Source organism: Corallococcus sp. bb12-1, from assembly GCF_026626765.1.
Taxonomy (GTDB): Bacteria; Myxococcota; Myxococcia; order Myxococcales; family Myxococcaceae; genus Corallococcus; species Corallococcus terminator.
In genome coordinates, this window is sequence record NZ_JAPNJZ010000018.1 from 646,567 (window position 1) to 664,622 (window position 18,056).

The following is an 18,056-nucleotide window of genomic DNA, read 5'->3' on the forward strand; positions in this document are numbered from 1 at the left end:
GTCCACGGCGAACGGCTGCGTCAGTGCGGCTCGTCCCAGAGGATTGCAAGCTCCAGTTCCACTGCGTCGAAGGGCTCGGCACGCACAGAGCCGGTGCCTGAGTGGGTGGCGAGCAGCGTGTAGCGGCCATCTTCGAGGCGAAACACCTCCAGGGTGTAGGACACCGGGTCGATGAGCCAGACATGCCTCACGCCTTCGCGCGCATACACCGGGAGCTTCACCTTTCGGTCCAGGAGCTGAGTCGAGGGAGACAGAAGCTCACAGACCCAGTCAGGTGCCAGGGTGAAGGCGGCAGCCTTGGGAGCTCGCGGCATCCGTTCACGCCGCCAGCCTGCGAGGTCCGGGACGAGGACGTCGCCCCTCAAATGGAGTTCGGGCTCGCTCAGGATGAGCCAGCCGCCTGGCCCGCCCACCCCCAGACAGAATCGATTGCCAAGGACTGCCATCAGCAATGAAGCCGCCGTGACATGAGGGGCCGCAGGCCGTGGGCTTGCATAAAGTTCCCCCGCGACAATCTCCCCGACCACATGCTCGGGAAGCGCCTCCAGGTCCGCATAGCTCGCGGGTTTCTTTCCCATGGATTCTCCCCAGTCCTCGCCGCCCATCACTCTATCCATGGTCGAAGGAGGTAGCACGCGCGTCTGACGTGCAGGGGTGGATGAATCTTCCAGGACCTTACGGGTCTATCACGTCCATCGAGGCTCTCTGTGGGGCAGCGTGAGCGTCACTTCACTGAGCATCCCAGATGAACGGCAGGTCCAGCTCCATCGCATCGAAGGGCTCCGCCCGAACAGGAGCGGTCCCCGTGTGCATGAGGAGCAACGTGTACCGGCCCTCGCTCAAGCCGAACACCTCCAGCGTGAGCGTCCGCGGATCCATCAGCCACACGTGCAGCACACCCTCGCGCGCGTACACCGGCAGCTTCGCCTCCCGGTCCAGCTTCTGCGTGGAAGGAGACAGCACTTCGCAGACCCAGTCGGGCGCCAGCGATGTCGCCGCGAGGTCGGGAACATGGGGCATCCGTTCGCTCCGCCATCCCGCGAGATCCGGAACCAATACGTCCTCGCCCACGTGCAACTCCGGCTCGTCCAGGAGCAACCAGCCCCCAGGGCCACCCCGTCCCCGCGCGAAGGGATTCATGAGTTCCCCCCCGAGACGGGACGAAACCGCCGAATGCCGCATCGCCGGCCGTGGGCTTGCATACAGCTCCCCCGCGACGATCTCCCCCACCACATGGTCCGGGAGCGCCTCCAGGTCCGCATAGGTCGCGGGTTTCTTTCCCATGGATTCTCCCCTGTCCTCGCCGCCCATCACTCTATCCATGGTCGAAGGAGGTAGCACGCACGTCTGACGTACCAGGGCGTCAACAACGTCCCCTACCCCACAGGTCTTTCCGGGAAGCAGTTCCTTTCCAGCACCCGACGCCCCGTGCCCAATTCCCTGCCCCGATGAAAGGTCGCGGTTAAGAGCCCGCCGCCCGGCGGCGCACGCCGGTCCTCCTCCAAGAAAGGCCCCCATGGCCCAGCCACTCAAGGGACGTGAAATCCACCTGAAGTCCCGCCCGAAGGGCGAACCCACGCCTGAAATCTTCGAACTCGTGGAGGCCGCCGTCCCCGAGCCCACCGAAGGTCAGGTGCTCGTGCGCAACCACTTCATGTCCGTGGATCCGTACATGCGCGGCCGCATGAACGACACGAAGTCCTACGTGCCGCCCTTCAAGCTGGGCGAAGTGCTGGACGGCGGCAGCGTGGGGCAGGTCGTCCGCTCGCGCTCTCCCGACCTCAAGGAAGGCGACTTCGTCGTCGGCGGCACCGGCGGCTGGCGCGAGTACGCCGTGGCCCCCGCGAAGCACTACCAGAAGGTCGACCCCAGCGTGGGCCCCCTGTCCGCGTACCTGGGCGTGCTCGGGATGCCGGGCATGACGGCCTACGTGGGCCTGCTCGACATCGGCAAGCCCGCAGCCGGTGAGACGGTCTTCGTGTCCGGAGCGGCGGGCGCGGTGGGCGGCGTCGTGGGGGAGTTGGCCCGCCTCAAGGGCGCCCGCGTGGTGGGCAGCGTCGGTTCGGACGCGAAGGCGAAGCACCTGCGGGAGCAACTCAAGTTCGACGACGCCATCAACTACAAGTCCGGCCCCGTGGCCGAGTCCCTGGCGAAGGCGTGCCCGGAAGGCATCGACGTCTACTTCGACAACGTGGGCGGCGACCACCTGGAGGCCGCGCTCGGCCTGATGAAGAACCACGGCCGCATCGTGCTGTGCGGTGCCATCTCCCAGTACAACGCCACCTCCCCCACGCCCGGTCCGCGCAACCTGATGCTCGCGGTGGGCAAGCGCCTCACGCTCCAGGGCTTCATCGTCTCCGACCACGGCAACCGCCGCGCGGACTTCCTGCGCGACATGGGCGGCTGGCTGCGCGAGGGCAAGGTGTCCGACGTGAACACCATCGTGGACGGCCTGGACAAGGCCCCCGACGCCTTCATCGGCCTGATGCGCGGCGACAACACCGGCAAGATGCTGGTGCGCCTGGTCAAGGAGTCCTGACGGAAGCCTGACGCTCGCTGGCCAACTTCCGGAACGAACAACACCGGACATCATCGCCGCGCTCCGTTTGGCACCCCGCAGACGGAGCGCGGGAAACGCGCGGCCTCCGCAACCTCGGGCAGTGTGCACGCCCCTTTGAAGGAGGCAGCACGTTGAGCGCTCAGAAGCAGCCGGACGCGGTGCACGTCGACGAGAAGAGCAAGGACACCCAGCTCGCGAAGGATCGCTCGGACGGCACGGGCAACTTCCTCACGACGGACCAGGGTCTGCGCATCGAGCACACGGACGACTCGCTCAAGATTGGAGCGCGCGGCCCCACGCTGCTGGAGGACTTCCACCTGCGTGAGAAGGTGATGCGCTTCGACCACGAGCGCATCCCGGAGCGCGTGGTGCACGCCCGAGGCTCCGCGGCCCACGGCTACTTCCAGGTGTACCAGCCCATGTCCAAGTACACGCGGGCCGGGTTCCTCCAGGACCCCTCGCGCAAGACGCCCGTGTTCGTGCGCTTCTCCACCGTGGCGGGCTCGCGCGGCTCCGCGGACACCGTGCGCGACGTGCGCGGCTTCGCGGTGAAGTTCTACACGGACGAAGGCAACTTCGACCTCGTGGGCAACAACATCCCCGTCTTCTTCGTGCAGGACGGCATCAAGTTCCCCGACTTCGTCCACGCGGCCAAGCCGGAGCCGCACCACGAGATGCCCCAGGCGGCCACCGCGCACGACTCCTTCTGGGACTTCGTGTCGCTCGTCCCGGAGACGATGCACATGGTCATGTGGGCCATGTCCGACCGGGGCATCCCGCGCAGCTACCGGATGATGGAGGGCTTCGGCGTCCACACGTTCCGCTTCATCAACGAGAAGAACGAGTCGCGCTTCGTGAAGTTCCACTGGAAGCCGCTGCTGGGCGTGCACTCGCTCGTCTGGGATGAAGCGCAGAAGCTCGCGGGCAAGGACGCGGACTTCCACCGCCGCGACCTCTGGGAGTCCATCGAGATGGGCGACTTCCCCGAGTACGAACTGGGCGTGCAGATCATCGAGGAGGCGGACGCCCAGAAGCTGGGAATCGAGCTGCTCGACGCCACCAAGCTCGTCCCCGAGGAGCTGGTGCCGGTGCAGCGCATCGGAAAGCTCGTGCTCGACCGCAACCCGGACAACTTCTTCGCGGAGACGGAGCAGGTGGCGTACTGCGTCTCCAACGTCGTGCCGGGCATCGGCTTCACGGATGATCCGCTGATGCAGGCGCGGCTGTTCTCGTACCTGGACACGCAGCTCACGCGCCTGGGCGGGCCCAACTTCGCGGAGCTGCCCATCAACCGTCCCGTGGCGCCGGTGCACAACCACCAGCAGGACGGCTTCGGGCGGCACACCGTCAACACCAGCCGCGCCAACTACCACCCGAACTCGCTGAGCGGCGGCTGCCCGTTCCTCGCGTCCCAGAAGCAGGGCGGCTACGTGCACCCGCCGGAGCAGGTGACCGGCAAGAAGCAGCGCGTGCGCGCCGAGTCCTTCCAGGACCACTACAGCCAGGCCGCGCTCTTCTTCAACAGCCTCACCCCGCCGGAGCAGGAGCACCTCATCGACGCGTGTCGCTTCGAGCTGGGCAAGGTGGAGACGCTGCACATCCGCGAGCGCGTGCTGGAGCACTTCGCCAAGGTCGACGGGAAGCTCGCTGCCGCCGTCGCCGCAGGGCTGGGCCTGCCCACGCCCGCCGCCCAGCCGTCCCCGGCCAAGGGCCCCGTCGCTACGTCCCCCGCGCTCAGCATGGAGCTGGGCAAGGGAGGCGGCATCAAGAGCCGGCGCATCGCGGTGCTGGTGGCGGACGGCGTGGACTCGGATGAACTGATGGCGGTGCGCAAGGAACTGGAAGGCCAGGGCGCGCACGTGAAGGTCATCGCGAAGCACCTGGGCACGGTGAAGGCGGCCAACGGGCAGGCAGTGAAGGTGGACAAGAGCGCCATCACCACCGCTTCCATCGAATACGACGGCGTCTACATCCCGGGCGGCGCCGCGAGCGTCGCCACGCTGAAGAAGGACGGCGAGGCGCGCCACTTCGTGCAGGAGGCCTATCTCCACTGCAAGACGGTGGCGGCGTCCACCGGCGCCACGGACGTGCTGAAGGCGTGCGAGGTGGATCCGGCCGCGCCCGGCATCGTCACCGGCGCCGCGCAGGCGCTGGGCAAGGCCTTCGTCGCGGCGCTCGCGAAGCACCGTCACTGGGACCGCAAGGACAACGACCGCGTCCCGGCCTGAGCCAGGAGCGCGACGGCGTCACCGCATCCACCTCACCGCGGTGACGTCGTAGTGCCGCATCTCCTCGCGGCCCGTGGCGGCGAGGACTCCCCGGGCGCCTCGCACGTCAACGAGCGGGGGCGGCAGGGGCCTTCCGCCGCCAGTCGGGCGGACAGCCCTCGCGCAGCACCCGGGCCACGGCGAGCGCGCAGGCGTAACTACTAGTCATCGGCAGCTCGCTCCAGGCGCCGGCCGCGTACAGCCGCACCGCGGGCGCGTCCTCGACATGGTCCACCGTGTCCGTGCGCCCCAGCAACCGGGCCGTCTTCGCATCCGCCACCGTCACCACCGCGCCCAGCCCCGCGGGCAGGCACGGCACGGGGCCCGCGGCGCAGACCACGACCGTGCCCTGCCGCACCGCGCGCCAGAGCACTTCGGTGAGCGGCGCCTCCAAGGCCCGGACCACGGTCCCCAGGCTCAGGTTGATGACATCCGGGCGCACGTCGTGCGTCAGCCACTCCAGCGCTTCGAGCAGGCACAGCGAGTCCCCGCGCATCGTCCCGTCCAGCACGCGCGCGACGTACCACTCCACGTCCGGCACGGGAGGCCCTGCGTCCATCAGGATGCTCAGCACCGCGGTGCCGTGCCCGTGCGTGTCCTCCAGGTCGTCCAGGGCCGCGCCTCCGCCGCACCACACGTCCAGTTCCTCACGGGAATGGACGCGGGACTCCAGGCGCCGGGTGGCCCGGTCCAGCGTGAAGCTCGCGGCCCCGGCGAGCCGTCCACCGCGCTCACGCAGGAAGCCCACCGACACGCCACTGTCCACGACGGCGACCTTCACGGCGACGCCTCGCCCGGCACCTGGGGCCATCGAGGGCCCGCGTCCATCCCGTCCCGCGTGGGACGCGAAGGCCTGCGCGTGTTCGGGACGGAAGGGAGGCGGTAATCCATGGGGAACATCCGGGGCGCACGGGGGACATGCCCCGGACAAGGTGAAGCCCTTCGCATCAGCAGCTCACGCTGTCCTCGCCCCGTGGCATCTGGAGCTGGGGGTGGTAGGTGCCCTGCCAGTTGGTGCCGTTCCACGTGAAGGCGAAGCCGTTCATGATCGACGAGCCACAGGCGTGGCCCACCAGGTCCTGCGTACCCTCGACGTCCGCCAGCAACGCCGACACATCCTTGCTCGTGAACTTCATCGCATGCCTCCTGGAATCCAAAGAGAGCTTTGGATTCCATGAAACGTTACGGGCCGCGTCCGACAAGTCAATCCACGGCGCGGCGCGAGGGACGCAAGGCGGTTAGGGTCTCCCGGTCCAACGCAGTGAGAGGTGTCTCGCGATGAAGCTCTGGGCCCGCTGGTTCCGCATCCCCTTCTGGCAGCGCGTGCTGGGCGCCTTCGTGCTGGGCGCCCTCGCGGGTTGGGCGCTGGGCGAGAAGGCGGGCACGTGGCTCCAGCCGCTGGGCACGCTCTACGTGCAGCTCATCCGGATGATCGCCACGCCGCTGGTCTTCTTCGCCGTCATCCACGCGGTGTCCGCGCTGCGCGGCCAGAAGAGCATGGCGAAGCTGGGAGGCCGCACCTTCCTCTGGTTCGCCCTCACCGCCGCGCTGGCCGTGGGCGTGGGCCTGGGCACCGCCGCCCTCACGAAGCCGGGCGTGGGCGTGGGACAGCTCCAGGTGGCATCTGACTACAAGCCCCGGCAGGTGCCCGGCCCGGTGCAGGTGCTGCTGGACGTGGTGCCCACCAACCCCTTCGCCGCGCTGGCGGAGGGCAAGATGCTCCAGGTCATCTTCTTCGCGGGCCTCGTGGGCTTCGCGCTGGTGAAGCTGGGAGAGCGCACCGCGCGCCTGCGCGAACTCGTGGGTGAAGCCAGCGACGCGATGATTCAGGTCACCCGCTTCGTGCTGGAGCTGACGCCGCTGGGCACCTTCGGCCTCATCGCCGCGCTGGTGGGCACGTACGGCTTCGAACGGCTCGTCCCCCTGGGCTCCTTCGTCCTCACGCTGTACCTGGCGTGCGCGCTGCACATCATCTTCGTGTACGGGGGCCTGCTGCTCGCGCACGGGCTCAACCCGCTGCGCTTCTTCCGGGGCGCCGCGCCCGGCATGCAGGTGGCGTTCGTCAGCTCCTCCAGCTTCGCGTCCATGCCGGTGGCCCTGCGCAGCGTCACCCACAACCTGGGCGTCAACCGCGACTACGCGGCGTTCGCGGTGCCGCTGGGCGCCACCATCAAGATGGACGGCTGCGGGGCCATCTACCCGGCGATGACGTCGCTGTTCATCGCGCAGTACTTCGGCCTGACGCTGTCCGCGCCCCAGCTCTTCATCATCCTGCTGGCGTCGGTGCTGGGCAGCTTCGGCACCGCGGGCGTCCCGGGCACCGCGGTGGTGATGACCACCGTGGTGCTGAGCGCCGCGGGCCTGCCGCTGGAAGGCCTGGGCTACCTGCTCGCCATCGACCGGGTGCTGGACATGATGCGCACCCTCACCAACGTCACCGGGCAGATGCTGGTGCCGGTGCTCGTCGCGCGCGAGGAGGGCCTGCTGGACCTGGACGTCTACAACCGCGCGTCCAGCAACGTGGGGCTGGAGGAGACCCAGCCCCCGTCGCCGACGGCGTGAACTACTTGCAGCTCTTCGGCGGAAGGGAATCGATCCAATCCGCGACGAGCCGCGAGCCCTCCGCGTGGTGAATGACGCGGCCAATCTGCGGCATCATCTTCCCGGACTCCTCCGTGTGCAGCCGGTACCAGAGGATGGACTCCGCGTGGTTGCCCGGGACGATGTCGAACTCACCGCCCACGCCACTGCCCGCTGAACCGGGGCGCTTGCACTCGCCCAGCGTGAACAGGTTCGCGTTGTCGATGTTCAGGAACAACTGGCTGGTGATGCCCGCCGTCCCTTTCGGGTTGTGGCAATGCGCGCAGTTGATGTCCAGGTACGTGCGCGCCCGGGTGGACAGGTCCGCCGCCGTCGGGTCGAACGCATCCGGCGCCTTCGGCAGCTCCGCTGGCGCGGGCAGTCCGTCCAGCTTGCCCAGCGACGCCAGGTACTCCAGCTGGTCGCGCTCCACGCCACCGTACGTGTTCGTGTGGTGCAGGTAGCGCGCCTTCACGCCGATGGGGTGCATCACCTGCTCCCCCGTTTCATCCTGGAGGTGGTGGCACTGCTGGCACTGGTTCTTGGACGGCACCGAGTACTTGAACGCCTGGGTGTTGCCCTGCAGGTCGATGAACGTCACGTCGCGGGAGCGGCCACCGGTGGCCTGCGTGGCCTCCGTCTGCTCCGTGTTCCAGACGTACGGCCACGCCTCCCAGCCCGACGGCTGGCGCACCAGGACGCGCGTCTCGATGTAGCGCACGTCCTGGTCCGGCTTCCGCAGGTCCGCCGGGAAGGCGAACGTCTTGGTGATGAGCGTCCCCACCGGCAGGTCCAGCGCGTCCATCGGCTGGTAGTGCGCCACCTTGCCGGCGGGGATGAAGAGGGTGCGTGACTTGACCGAGTAGTCGGAGAACAGCGCGGTGGACAACGTGTAGGGCACGTTGCCCTCCACCGGCACCAGTCCTCCCGCCGCCGGGCTTCCGGTGAACAGCCCGAAGCCCGACAGCGAGGTGGGAATGACCAGCGGAGGACCCGCGTCCTCCGGGCCCGCGTCCACGGCCCCGGCGTCCGGAGCGCCCGCGTCGGGCACCCCTGCATCCACCGTCCCCGAATCGGGAACGCCCGAATCAGGAACGCCCGCGTCCGCCGTTCCGGCATCTGGAACGGAGGTGCCCGCATCGGGCTGGGGCCCGGGGGTCTCCGGGTCGGATGAACCGCAGGCTGCCAGCACGAGGGCCAGCAGCACCACGGAGAGACGGGGCTTCACGAACGACGTCCGCATGGGTGTCACGCTCCCTGACCGCGATTACTTGATGAAGTCGCCAATCGTCAGCGCGGGAGAGAAGCCCGCGCAGGCGAAGTCGGTGCCCTTCGCGGCGTAGTGCCGCGTCTTGCCCCACGCGCCGACCAGATCACCGTCGGTCGCGGACTCGCCCGCACCCGCCAGGTCCATGTTCACGATGGCGCTCCGGGTGCCCGCGGGCAGCACGTTTTCCGTGAAGCAGATGTTGATGGGGTTCACCTGCGTGCGGGGATGGCCGGCCGGATCCACGCCGTCCCACAGCAGGTGCGGAACGCGCAGCTCGCCCTGCGTCTCGCCGTAGGCGTAGAGCGCCGCCAGCAGCGCGCCCAGCGGACGGCGCTGCGCGCTCAGGCTGCCGTTGTCCACCTGGTCACCGCTGCCACCCTTGAAGGTGTTGCCGTGGATGTTGATGTCCGCGCTCTCGAAGTTGAAGCCACCCGCTGCCCACAGCGTGGGGTCCGGCTCGATGGACAGGCCGCTCAGCACCGCCACGTCCAGGGAGTTGTTGTTCTCCCAGATGTTCCCCGTCAGCTCCACCCGGCGCGACGCCAGGATGAACGTGCCCGTGCCGGCCGGCACCTGCGACACCGTGCTGCTGCTGGCGGCCACCGACGCGAAGTTGGTCCGGTTGTTGTTGATGATGGTGTTGTTCAGCACCCGGACGTCGGTGCCCTTGATGGGGTTGCCCGGCAGGTCGAACACCACGAGGCCCGTGGTGTTGTCCTCGGCGAGGTTGAGCGTCACGTATGCGTACTTCGTGTTCTCGATTTCGATGCCCGCCACGTTCTGCTTCGCCACGTTGTTGCGCACGACGGCGTACTCCGTCTGGCCCACGTAGATGCCCGCGTCCGCGGCGTTGTAGGCCTCGCAGTCCTCGATGACGACGTACTTCGACTTCACCGGGTACAGGCCGTACTTGCCGTTGTTCTCGTCGTTGACCTTGGCCCACTCGGTGCGCACGCGGCGCATGATGACGTCGGTGGAGGACTCGATGCGCACCGCGTCCTTCTTCGCGTTCCACACCGCGACGTCACGCACCTCGAAGCGCTTGCCCACCACGTCCAGGCCGTTGGAGTTCGGGGCCGCGTTCGTGAACACCAGCACCGTGCTGGTCGCCGTGCCCGTGCCCTCGCCCTTCAAGCCCTTGCCCGCGCCCGCGATCGTGATGCCGTTCTTGCGGACGGTGATGGCGTTGTCGAACGTGAACGTGCCCGCCGCCAGTTGGATGGTGGTGCACTCGGCCAGCGTGTTCACCTGGTCCTGGAGCGCTTCCTCCTGGCCCGGCGTGAACGTCAGCGTCGCCTGCGTCTTGCCCTCGCAGGAGAAGTCCCCCGCGGCGCCGCCATCCCAGGCGATGCCCGTGTCCACCGGGGGGCCAGCGTCCGGCTCCGTGCCGGCGTCGGTGCCTGCGTCCGCCTGGGTCCCCGCGTCCGGCTTCGGGGTCGGAATCTCCTCGTCCTCGGAGCAGGCGGTCAGCGAAAGGGCCCCCAACAGGGCCAGAAGGGCGGCGCTCGAAGCGCGGGTCCACTGCAAACGGGGCATGTCATTCCTCCGCGAAGCCGCTCCGCTTGGGACCCTTGAGGAAACATCCGGGCCCGCGAAGCAGCGGGAAGGCGGCATGCTCGGAGCAAAGACACACGGGCGACAAGCATTAGTTGCACGTTTGTGTTTTGACGCGGCGCCACTTTGGCCACGCGGAAAAAGCACGCGCACGCGGTAAGCCTATCGCTTCGAATGTGTCCGGACCGGGGGTGACGCAAGGCTCCGGGGCGGACGGCCGGACGGGCGACCCTGGCCCCTTCACGGGGTCCCCGGCTCCCACCCGGGCGGTCATCTTCAAGGGGTGTCGCGGCGCCGCCTTCCCTCTCCCCGCGACGGAAAAAGAGGCTTTCCATGCGCGCAAGCACCCTGGCGACCCTGGTGGTGACGTTCGCGTCCGGCGCGGCCACCACCGCGATGGCGCAGCAGGACGAAATGTCGGTGCCCCTCCAGGGCAATGACTCGCAGGACCTGGATGCCCGGCAATCACTGACAACCACCCAGAGTGAAGGCACGTTCTGGGACAATTACTGGTATCAGCCCCAAGCCGGCACCGGGTTCCAGCGGCCCCTCGACGGGACCTACGAACTCCAGCAGCCGCTCAACGGGACGTATCAGCTCCAGCAGCCGCTCAACGGCACCTACGAACTCCAGCAGCCGCTGAATGGGACGTACCAGCTCCAGCAGCCGCTCAACGGCACCTACCAACTCCAACAGCCGCTGAACGGCACCTACCAGCTCCAGCAACCGCTGAATGGGACGTACCAGCTCCAACAGCCCCTCTACGGCACGGGCACCTCGCGGACCCCGCGCGCGCGTTAGCCAGGGCCGCGTCCCCCGGGACCTCCGGGGGACGTTCCCAGCGGACTTCAGCGACGCGCGTTGAAGGTGTCGCAGGCCTCCAGCGTGCCCTGCTCCAGGCCCCGCTTGAACCAGGTCATGCGCTGCGCGGCGGAGCCGTGGGTGAAGGACTCGGGGACGACATGGCCCCGGGCGCGCTTCTGGAGGGTGTCGTCGCCCACGGCGCTGGCCGCGCCCAGGCCCTCCTCGATGTCGCCCGGCTCCAGCAGGTTGCGCTCCTGCTGCGCGTGGCGGGCCCAGATGCCGGCGAAGCAGTCCGCCTGCAGCTCGGTCAGCACGGAGAGCTGGTTGGCCTGCTCCTCGCTCGTGCGGCGGCGCAGCGACTGCACCTTCTGGGAGACGCCCAACAGGTTCTGCACGTGGTGCCCCACCTCGTGCGCGACGACGTACGCGCGGCCGAAGTCACCGGGCGCTCCGAAGCGGCTCTCCAGCTCGTCGAAGAAGGTCAGGTCCAGGTACACGCGCTGGTCGCCCGGACAATAGAAGGGCCCCACCGCGCTCTCCTGCGCGCCGCACGCGGACTGCACCGCGTCCGAGAAGAGCACCAGCCGAGGCTGCACGTAGCGCACGCCCACGGGCTCCAGCAGTCCGGGCCAGGTGTCCTCGGTGTCCGCGAGGATGACGGACACGAAGTCCTTCATCTCCTCCTGCTGTGGATCCACCGCGCGTCCCGAGCCACCCGTCGCCGGATCCGAATATGGGGAGCGCGAGCCCACCTGTACGTCGGACGGGTCTCCGCCCAGCAACATCACCAACAGCGCCACCACCAGCGACGCGGCGCCACCGCCCACCGCGAGCGGGCGTCCGAAGCCGGAACCCCGTCGGTCCTCGATGTTCGAGCTGCGACGTCCGCCTTGCCACCTCATGCGATACCCCTCCCCTGTCGGGCTGCCCTGCGGACCAAGGTAGGCAGCCGGCCCGGGGTCAGCGACGGGGATTCCCAAGCCGACCGTTAGCCAGGAGGTCCGCGGGGCAGGCGGGCAGGCAAGCCGCGGAAGGGGGCGGCGGGCTCATTCCAGAGGGGAGAAGCCCACCAGCCCGGACGCCACGCGCGAGGCGGCACCCAGGCGCTCCATCAGGGCCGGGCCGAAGTACTGGCGTCGGGCCTCGCCCTGGCCGCTGAGCACCTGCTCCGGCATGTCCAGGTAGCCCACGTAACCGTTGGCGAGCCCCAGCACATGGGTCGCGCCCGTGAGCGCCATCAGCGCCTGTCCCGCGCTCGTGGTGGGTTCGCCCGGAATCGCCAGCAGCTCCAGCGGCCCCAGGGCCAGCGCATCCACTTCCGTCTCCCGGGGCGAGGACGCGCACAGGAAGTTGTCCCCCGCCGCGCGGGTGAACGTGGGCACCAGCCGCGACGAATCCGGCCGGGGCAGCGACGCCTGCACGCGCGCGAAGGCCAGCCGCACCGGCCCCTCCACCGCCGCCGGGGTGGCCCCGTCCGCCAGCGCCGACAGCCGACTCGCGAAGCCCGCGGCCCGCTCCGGCCCCTGCCCTTCGGAGAAGGCCACGGACGCATTGCCTTCGCTGCCCTGCACGAACAGCGTCACGCCGCTGCCCGCCGCTTCTCGCAGCGCACTCAAGCGGCCCGGGTAGTCCGGATCCACCAGCGCCCGCTTGCGGGGAATGAGCGTGGCGTGCGCGGCGAACACCAACACCTCCGCCACCGGAGCCTTCGGGCCCTTGAACACCACGCGCGTGAGCTGTCCGTCGGGGACCTGTCCGCCGCTGCGGGAGCTGACGAGTCCCGCGTCCGCCGCGCCGCCCACCTCCAACGTAACGTCCGTCATCGAAGCGGCGGCCTTCTCCAGCGCTTCGCTCGCGCCCGTCACCACCGCGCTCACCGCCGCCGGCAGATAGCGCCCCGTCCCGGAAAGCTGGGCCACCCAGCGCGCGTCGTAGCCTCCAAAGGAGGAGTGCGTGTGCGTGGCCACCACCAGCACCTCCTTCACGCCCACCCGCGCGGCGCGCTCGCGCACCTGCTCCACGATTTCCGGGGTAACGAAGAGCAGCTCCAGCGACACCACGCCCACGCGCGCGCTCCCGACCTCCAGCACCACCGCGCGGGCCTGGAGGGGCAGCTCGGCCTGACTCGCCTCGGGCCGGGGCGGCGAGTAGCCCGCCACCACCACCGGGAAGGGCGGCGACAGGGCCACCTTCGCCGCGCCTGCTCGGAGGGCACCTTCGCCCTGGACCTGCGACAGCACCACGGGCGTGCGTTCTTCCCAACGCCCACACCAGTTCCAGGAGGCGAGCGCGTAGGCCGCCCCCGCCGTTAGGAGAGCAAAGGGCAGCAGGGCTCGAAGCAGGGAACGCCGGGAAGAGGACATGCCGGAGGGAGCCTAACCGCTCCAGACCTCAGGACCGTGCCTACCTTTCCGGCCAGCGGCACCCTGCCTGGCCTACAGGAGCCGACGTCTTGCGACAGGTGGAATACCTTCCTTGAAGACGTGCGTTCCTGTTCCGCTTCGAGGTCGAAAGGGGTAAGGCAGCGCGCCATGTGCGGCATCTTCGGAATCGTGGGACACGCAGAAGCGTCCAACCTGACGTACCTGGGGTTGCACGCCCTGCAGCACCGCGGACAGGAGTCCGCCGGCATCGTCGCCTCCGACGGCCACATCCTGCGCGCGCACCGGCAGATGGGCCTGGTGGCGGACATCTTCACCGCGCCGGTGATTGATGGACTGCCGGGAGACGCGGCCATCGGCCACGTGCGCTACAGCACGGCGGGCGGCAGCCAGCTCAAGAACGCCCAGCCGCTGTTCGTCGCGTGGGCGGGCGGCCAGTTCTCCATCGCGCACAACGGCAACATCGTGAACGCGGCGGAGCTCAAGGCCTCGCTCGAAGCCGAAGGCGCGCTCTTCCAGTCGGACGCGGACACGGAGGTGGTGATGCACCTCCTCGCCCGCTCCAAGCAGCCCACCTTCGAGGCCAAGCTGGTGGAGTCCCTGCGCAAGGTGGAGGGTGCCTACAGCATCCTGCTCCTCACGGAGGACAAGCTCATCGCGGTGCGCGATCCGCACGGCTTCCGGCCGCTGGTGCTGGGCAAGATGAAGGAAGGCGCCTTCGTCGTCGCCAGTGAGACGACCGCGTTGGATCTCATCGAAGCGGAGGTGGTGCGCGAGCTGGAGCCCGGCGAGCTCATCGTCATCGAGAACGGGGTGCTGCGCGCCAGCATGCCCTTCAAGCCCGCGCCCCGGCTGGGCCGCTGCATCTTCGAGCACGTCTACTTCGCCAAGCCGGACTCGGTGCTCTTCGGCTCCAGCGTCTATGAGGTGCGCAAGCGCCTGGGCATGCAGTTGGCGCGCGAGCAGCCCGCGCCGGACGCGGACCTGGTCATCGCGGTGCCGGACTCGGGCGTGCCCGCGGCCATCGGCTTCTCGCAGACGAGCGGCATCCCCTACGACGTGGGCCTCATCCGCAGCCACTACGTGGGCCGCACCTTCATTGAACCGCAGCAGTCCATCCGCCACTTCGGCGTGAAGCTGAAGCTGTCCGCCGTGCGCAGCGTCCTCAAGGGCAAGCGCGTGGTGGTGGTGGACGACTCCATCGTGCGCGGCACCACCAGCCGCAAGATCGTGAAGATGCTCAAGGCCGCGGGCGCCGTGTCCGTGCACCTGCGCATCTCGTCGCCGCCCACGCAGTGGCCCTGCTACTACGGCATCGACACGCCCAGCCGCACGGAGCTCATCGCCGCCAGCCACAGCACGGAGGAGATCGCGAAGTACGTCACGGCGGACTCCCTGGGCTACCTGTCGCTGGAAGGCCTGGGCGCGGCGGTGGAGGATCCGAAGCGGAGCACCTACTGCACCGCGTGCTTCTCCGGGCAGTACCTCACGGAGAAGCTGTCCCGGGACCCGGACGCCAAGCTGAGCGCTTGAGTCCGGGCACACGGTTCCGGTGATGCCCTCGACCTCCGGCCGGCCGGAACTCGCGCAGGCGGAGCGGCAGTTCGTCCGCTCCGTGCTCGCGGGGCTGCTGCTGCTGGGGGTCGTCGCCGTCGCGGGCCCGCTGCTCTCCTACCGCAGTGACGTGGCGGGGGCCCGCGCGGAGTTCCAGACGCGCATGACGCGGGAGGCGCGCGTCTACGCGGAGGCGCTGGGCCTGCACCTGAAGCTGCTCCAGACGGAGCTCTTGCGCGTGTCCGAAGGCGTGGGCCCGGACGTGAAGCGTGAGCTGCCCACCGAGGACCTCCAGGACCTCACCACGCCCCACGCCGGCCTCTTCCACGCGGGCGTGATGGTGCTGGATGCGCAGGGCAAGCTGCGCTGGAGCGACCCGCCGCTCGCGGAGGACCCCTCTCAGGGCAGCTTCGCCACGCGCCCATGGTTCCAGCAGGTGCTGGCGCGGCAGACGCCGGTGGTGGATGCCATCGCGCCGGGGGCGTCCGCCTTCGTCGTCGCAGTGCCGGTGGTGCGCGCGGGCGTCACCACTGCGGTGTTCGCGGGCCTGCTGGACACGAACTCGGCGCTGCCGGGAGGCCGGCCGCTGAGCAGTGACCTGGAGCTGCTCGTCCTCAACGCCTCCGGAGACCTGTTCCTGCCGACGGCGCCACCGTCGTGGGCCAGCGTGCCGCGCGCCTCCGGGGAGCTGCGCGAGTTCATCCGGGAAGGCACCCGTCCCCCGTCGCTGGATGCGATGCCGGAGACCTTCGTCACCGCCACGCCGGTGCCGGGCACGGAGCTGCACCTGCTGCTCGCCGCCGACGAGACGGCGCTCCTGTCCGGGCTGCGCGACCGCTTCCTCGTGCAACTGCTGGTGCTGGCGCTGCTCCAGGTGGGCACCCTGGTGCTCTTCACCGTGCACTGGCGCCGCGTCTACGGCCTGTTCCGCGAGGTGGAGAGCCGCGCCGCGCAGCAGGAGAAGATGGCCGCGCTGGGCAGCGCCGCCAGCCTCATCGCGCACGAGGTGAAGAACTCCCTCAACGGCCTCAAGGCCGCCACCGGGCTCGTCCCGCCGGAGGGCGAAGGCGGACTCGTGGTGCGCACGTTGTACGGCCAGATTGACCGGCTGGCGCACCTGGCCACGTCGCTGCTCAACTTCGGCAAGCCGCCCGTCGTGCGCCGCGTGGACGTGGACCTGTCGCGGCTGGTGCGCGACGTGGTGGAGGGCCTGCGCTCGCTGCCGGAAGCGGACGAGGTGCGCGTGGACGTGGAGGTGCCCCAGGACGCAGCTCCCCTTTCATGTGATCCGCTGCTGCTCACCACCGCGTTGGACAACCTGGTGCGCAACGCGATGGAGGCCACGGTGGGGGCCAAGGACCTGGGCCGGGTCGCGCAGCCCCAGGTGTGGGTGCGGGCCCGCTTCGAAGCCGACGCCGCGGTGGTGACGGTGGAGGACAACGGGGGCGGTCCACCCGAAGGCGCCGAGGGCCGCCTCTTCGAACCCTTCCGCACCTCCAAGCCCAAGGGCATCGGGTTGGGGCTGGCCATGACGCGTCAGGCGCTGGAGCATCAGGGCGGACAGCTCACCTTCGAGCGCCTGCCCGACGGCAGCCGCTTCCTCCTCCACCTTCCCCGAGCCCCCCGGTCATGAGCATCCCCGCCCTCCTCGTGGACGACGACCGGGCCTTCTCCTCCATCGCGGCGGTGGCGCTCCAGCGCGAAGGCTTCAGCCTCACGGTGGCGCACTCGCTGCACGAAGCCCGGGCGACGCTCGCGAAGGCCACGCCCGCGCTGGTGGTGTTGGACCGCCGCCTGCCGGATGGCGACGGGCTCACGTTCCTGCCCGAACTCAAGGCCCACGCTCCGGGGGTCGCGGTGGTGATGGTGACCGCGCACGGAGACATCGCGAGCGCGGTGGACGCGGTGCGAGCGGGCGCGGCGGACTACGTGGCCAAGCCCGTGGAGCTGGCGGACCTCGTCCTGCGAGCGCGCCGCGCGGTGGATGCAGGCCGGCTGAGAGACCGGTTGGAGATGGCGGAGGCGGAGCTGTCCGGCCGTCGCCGGTTGGTGCCGCCCGCGTCCGCCGCGATGCAGCGGGTGTTCGCGATGCTGGAGCGCATCGCCGCGTCCCCGCGCAGTCCGGTGCTGCTGCTGGGTGAGACGGGCGTGGGCAAGGAGCAGCTCGCCCGTCACCTGCATGCGCTCGCGTCGAAGGACGGTGGCGCGCCCTTCGTGCACATCAACTGCGCGGCGCTGCCCGAGCAGACGGTGGAGAGCGAGCTGTTCGGCCACGAGAAGGGCGCCTTCACCGACGCGCGCACCGCGAGGCGCGGCCTGGTGGAGGTGGCGCACGGGGGCGTGCTCTTCCTGGATGAAGTGGGCGAACTGCCGCTGCCGTTGCAGGCCAAGCTGCTCACGTTCCTGGACTCGGGCCGCTTCCGGAGGTTGGGCGGCACGACGGAGCAGACGAGCACCGCGCGCATCGTGGCCGCCACCAACCGCGACCTGCCCGCGCTGATGAAGGGCGGCAACTTCCGCGAGGACCTCTGGTTCCGGCTCAGCGTGTTCCGCATCGACGTGCCGCCCCTGCGCAAGCGGCGCGAGGACATCCTCCCGCTGGCCGAGGGCATGCTGGCGAACCTGGGCCGCGAGCTGGGCCGGCGCGATGTCGGCCTGGGAGCCCGCGCCCGGGCGAGGCTCGCCACCTACGCGTTTCCGGGCAACGTGCGCGAGCTGCGCAACATCCTGGAGCGGGCGCTGGTGCTGGAGTCGGGACCGGAGCTGGAGCTGGAAGTGCTCGGAGGAGCAGTGCCCACGAACCGTGGAGCGCCGACGGAAGCACCGGCCGCCGTGGCTGCGGGAGCCTTCAGCGTGGACCAGCCCGTGCCGATGGAGGATCTGGAGCGCGCCTATGTGCGCTGGGTCCTGGAGCGACTGGGCGGGCGGCGCATGGAGGCGGTGAAGGTGCTCGGGCTGTCCTATCCGACCTTCGTGAAGCGCCTGGGCGACGACTGAAGCGGTTTGAAGTTTCGCGGTCCAGGCGATTGAAAGCATTTTGAAGTTGGCCGGCACTTCAAGGAATTTGAAGTCGCGGTGTGGCGCAT

Annotated in this window: 15 protein-coding genes; 7 read left to right on the forward strand and 8 right to left on the reverse strand. The window is 69.4% G+C overall.

Translation table 11 applies throughout. From position 1 onward, the window contains the following. Window positions 1-20: 20 nt before the first annotated feature. Window positions 21-605 (reverse strand): Uma2 family endonuclease, encoded by a 585-nt coding sequence (locus OV208_RS23385; protein WP_267576096.1) that lies wholly within the window; start codon window positions 603-605, stop codon window positions 21-23. Window positions 606-729: 124 nt separating this feature from the next. Next, the gene (locus tag OV208_RS23390) at window positions 730-1,284 is read right to left on the reverse strand and encodes a Uma2 family endonuclease (RefSeq protein WP_267576097.1); all 555 of its coding nucleotides are present in this window, start codon (window positions 1,282-1,284) and stop codon (window positions 730-732) included. Between the two features lie 232 nt (window positions 1,285-1,516). Between OV208_RS23390 and OV208_RS23395 the strand changes: the two genes are divergently transcribed. Both OV208_RS23395 and OV208_RS23400 read left to right on the forward strand, forming a co-directional pair. Then, complete coding sequence (locus OV208_RS23395; protein WP_267576098.1) at window positions 1,517-2,539, forward strand: NADP-dependent oxidoreductase; 1,023 nt, start codon at window positions 1,517-1,519, stop codon at window positions 2,537-2,539. A 152-nt stretch (window positions 2,540-2,691) separates the two neighbouring features. Further along, window positions 2,692-4,788, forward strand: coding sequence for a catalase (locus tag OV208_RS23400; protein WP_267576099.1), 2,097 nt, complete (start codon window positions 2,692-2,694; stop codon window positions 4,786-4,788). 106 nt (window positions 4,789-4,894) lie between these two features. Here the strand turns inward: OV208_RS23400 and OV208_RS23405 are convergent, their stop codons facing one another. Then, on the reverse strand, window positions 4,895-5,608 hold the full coding sequence (locus OV208_RS23405; RefSeq protein ID WP_267576100.1) for a S8/S53 family peptidase: 714 nt from the start codon (window positions 5,606-5,608) through the stop codon (window positions 4,895-4,897). Window positions 5,609-5,774: 166 nt separating this feature from the next. After that, window positions 5,775-5,963: a hypothetical protein gene (locus tag OV208_RS23410; protein ID WP_267576101.1), complete on the reverse strand. Its 189-nt coding sequence runs from the start codon at window positions 5,961-5,963 to the stop codon at window positions 5,775-5,777. 142 nt (window positions 5,964-6,105) lie between these two features. On the opposite strand from OV208_RS23410, the gene OV208_RS23415 reads away from it, so the two are divergent. Beyond that, a complete protein-coding gene (locus OV208_RS23415) occupies window positions 6,106-7,389 on the forward strand; it encodes a dicarboxylate/amino acid:cation symporter (RefSeq protein ID WP_267576102.1) in 1,284 nt (427 codons plus the stop codon). A 1-nt stretch (window position 7,390) separates the two neighbouring features. Here OV208_RS23415 and OV208_RS23420 read toward each other — a convergent pair whose 3' ends face one another. Then, entirely contained in the window at window positions 7,391-8,650 is a 1,260-nt protein-coding gene (locus OV208_RS23420; protein ID WP_267576103.1) for an SO2930 family diheme c-type cytochrome, read from the reverse strand. A gap of 24 nt (window positions 8,651-8,674) precedes the next feature. Beyond that, window positions 8,675-10,213, reverse strand: coding sequence for a parallel beta-helix domain-containing protein (locus OV208_RS23425; RefSeq protein ID WP_267576104.1), 1,539 nt, complete (start codon window positions 10,211-10,213; stop codon window positions 8,675-8,677). A 351-nt stretch (window positions 10,214-10,564) separates the two neighbouring features. Between OV208_RS23425 and OV208_RS23430 the strand changes: the two genes are divergently transcribed. After that, window positions 10,565-11,032: a hypothetical protein gene (locus tag OV208_RS23430; protein WP_267576105.1), complete on the forward strand. Its 468-nt coding sequence runs from the start codon at window positions 10,565-10,567 to the stop codon at window positions 11,030-11,032. A 47-nt stretch (window positions 11,033-11,079) separates the two neighbouring features. On the opposite strand, the gene OV208_RS23435 is transcribed toward OV208_RS23430, so the two are convergent. Together OV208_RS23435 and OV208_RS23440 are read right to left on the reverse strand one after the other, a co-directional pair. Further along, window positions 11,080-11,937: a neutral zinc metallopeptidase gene (locus tag OV208_RS23435; RefSeq protein WP_267576106.1), complete on the reverse strand. Its 858-nt coding sequence runs from the start codon at window positions 11,935-11,937 to the stop codon at window positions 11,080-11,082. 144 nt (window positions 11,938-12,081) lie between these two features. Continuing rightward, complete coding sequence (locus OV208_RS23440) at window positions 12,082-13,398, reverse strand: neutral/alkaline non-lysosomal ceramidase N-terminal domain-containing protein (protein ID WP_267576107.1); 1,317 nt, start codon at window positions 13,396-13,398, stop codon at window positions 12,082-12,084. A 168-nt stretch (window positions 13,399-13,566) separates the two neighbouring features. Between OV208_RS23440 and purF the strand changes: the two genes are divergently transcribed. Genes purF through OV208_RS23455 form a run of 3 tightly spaced genes read left to right on the forward strand, consistent with a single transcriptional unit; the run spans window position 13,567 to window position 17,967 of the window. Next, window positions 13,567-14,949, forward strand: coding sequence for an amidophosphoribosyltransferase (purF, locus tag OV208_RS23445; RefSeq protein ID WP_267576108.1), 1,383 nt, complete (start codon window positions 13,567-13,569; stop codon window positions 14,947-14,949). A gap of 22 nt (window positions 14,950-14,971) precedes the next feature. Then, entirely contained in the window at window positions 14,972-16,603 is a 1,632-nt protein-coding gene (locus OV208_RS23450) for an ATP-binding protein (RefSeq protein WP_267576109.1), read from the forward strand. Beyond that, a complete protein-coding gene (locus OV208_RS23455; protein ID WP_267576110.1) occupies window positions 16,600-17,967 on the forward strand; it encodes a sigma-54-dependent transcriptional regulator in 1,368 nt (455 codons plus the stop codon). The genes OV208_RS23450 and OV208_RS23455 overlap by 4 nt, the downstream gene beginning before the upstream one ends. Window positions 17,968-18,056 lie beyond the last annotated feature (89 nt).

Bases quoted from the DNA above. Each gene is read 5' to 3' on its own strand.
- OV208_RS23450 (WP_267576109.1), top strand. From the start codon at position 14,972: ATGCCCTCGACCTCCGGCCGGCCGGAACTCGCGCAGGCGGAGCGGCAG.
- OV208_RS23415 (WP_267576102.1), top strand. From the start codon at position 6,106: ATGAAGCTCTGGGCCCGCTGGTTCCGCATCCCCTTCTGGCAGCGCGTG.
- OV208_RS23435 (WP_267576106.1), bottom strand. From the start codon at position 11,937: ATGAGGTGGCAAGGCGGACGTCGCAGCTCGAACATCGAGGACCGACGG.
- OV208_RS23425 (WP_267576104.1), bottom strand. From the start codon at position 10,213: ATGCCCCGTTTGCAGTGGACCCGCGCTTCGAGCGCCGCCCTTCTGGCC.
- OV208_RS23455 (WP_267576110.1), top strand. From the start codon at position 16,600: ATGAGCATCCCCGCCCTCCTCGTGGACGACGACCGGGCCTTCTCCTCC.
- OV208_RS23420 (WP_267576103.1), bottom strand. From the start codon at position 8,650: ATGCGGACGTCGTTCGTGAAGCCCCGTCTCTCCGTGGTGCTGCTGGCC.
- OV208_RS23430 (WP_267576105.1), top strand. From the start codon at position 10,565: ATGCGCGCAAGCACCCTGGCGACCCTGGTGGTGACGTTCGCGTCCGGC.
- OV208_RS23390 (WP_267576097.1), bottom strand. From the start codon at position 1,284: ATGGGAAAGAAACCCGCGACCTATGCGGACCTGGAGGCGCTCCCGGAC.
- OV208_RS23410 (WP_267576101.1), bottom strand. From the start codon at position 5,963: ATGAAGTTCACGAGCAAGGATGTGTCGGCGTTGCTGGCGGACGTCGAG.
- purF (WP_267576108.1), top strand. From the start codon at position 13,567: ATGTGCGGCATCTTCGGAATCGTGGGACACGCAGAAGCGTCCAACCTG.
- OV208_RS23385 (WP_267576096.1), bottom strand. From the start codon at position 605: ATGGGCGGCGAGGACTGGGGAGAATCCATGGGAAAGAAACCCGCGAGC.
- OV208_RS23395 (WP_267576098.1), top strand. From the start codon at position 1,517: ATGGCCCAGCCACTCAAGGGACGTGAAATCCACCTGAAGTCCCGCCCG.
- OV208_RS23440 (WP_267576107.1), bottom strand. From the start codon at position 13,398: ATGTCCTCTTCCCGGCGTTCCCTGCTTCGAGCCCTGCTGCCCTTTGCT.